At 73.3% G+C, this 1,147-nt stretch carries 1 pseudogene; it reads left to right on the forward strand.

The window, feature by feature from the left end:
- Positions 1 to 1,147, forward strand: a pseudogene (locus AB0M20_RS44950) (hypothetical protein); the annotation flags it as partial.

A 1,147-nucleotide genomic window follows, 5' to 3' on the forward strand; every position in this document is an offset into this window, starting at 1 on the left:
GACAGCCACTTCACCTACGGATACGACGACCAGGACCGCTGCGTCCACCAGTCCGGGGCCGAGGGCCACCTGCGCTCGACCTTCGCCTACGGCGAACCGGACCCGGCCACCGGCGACTCCGTCACCGCCATCACCGACTCCCTCGGTCACACCAGCCACTACCGCGTCAACCGCCACTGCCAGGTCGTCGCCGAGACCGACCCGCTCGGCGCCACCACCCGCTACCAGCGCGACCGCCGCAACCGCCTCCTGTCGGTGACCGACCCCCTCGGCCACACCACGGAGTTCCACTGCGAGGCCGACGGCAACCCGGTCAAGGTGATCCGCCCCGACGGCCGCGAAGCCCGCGCCGAGTACGACGCGCTCGGCCTCCCGGTGAAGGTGACCCGCCCCGACGGCACGACCGTCCGCCAGACCTACGACGACCGCGGCAACCTCACCTCGATCACCGACGCGGCGGGCCGGACCACGCACCTCGCGTACGACGGCGCCGGCCACCTGATCTCCGTCGCCGACCCGCTCGGGCACGCCACCACCATCGCCACCGACCGCGCCGGCCTCCCGCTGCGCGTCACCGACCCGCTGGGCGCGACCACCTCCTACGAGCGCGACGCCTTCGGCCGCCCGGTCGCGATCACCGACCCGACGGGTGCGGTGACCCGCCTGGAGTGGACGGTGGAGGGCCACCTGTCCCGCCGCACGGCGCCGGACGGCACGACCGAGTCGTGGACGTACGACGGCGAGGGCAACCGCACCAGCCACACCGACGCCCTCGGCGCGGTGTCCCGCTTCGAGTACACCCACTTCGACCTGCTGACGGCCCGCACCGGCCCGGACGGCGTGCGGCACGCCTTCACGTACGACACCGAGCTGAGGCTGACGGAGGTCACCAACCCGCAGGGCCTGACGTGGCGTTACACGTACGACCCGGCGGGACGTCTCGCGGCGGAGACGGACTTCGACGACCGCACCCTCAGGTACGCCTACGACCCCGCCAGCCGCCTCACCGCCCGCACCAACGCGCTCGGCGAGACCATCGCCTTCGAGCGGGACGAGCTGGGCCGCACCGTCCGCAAGGACGCGGCGGGCGCGGTCACCACGAACGCCTTCGACCTCACCGACCAACTGGCCGAGGCGGTCGGCCCGG

This window comes from Actinoplanes sp. NPDC051633 (assembly GCF_040681735.1).
Lineage (GTDB): Bacteria > Actinomycetota > Actinomycetes > Mycobacteriales > Micromonosporaceae > Actinoplanes.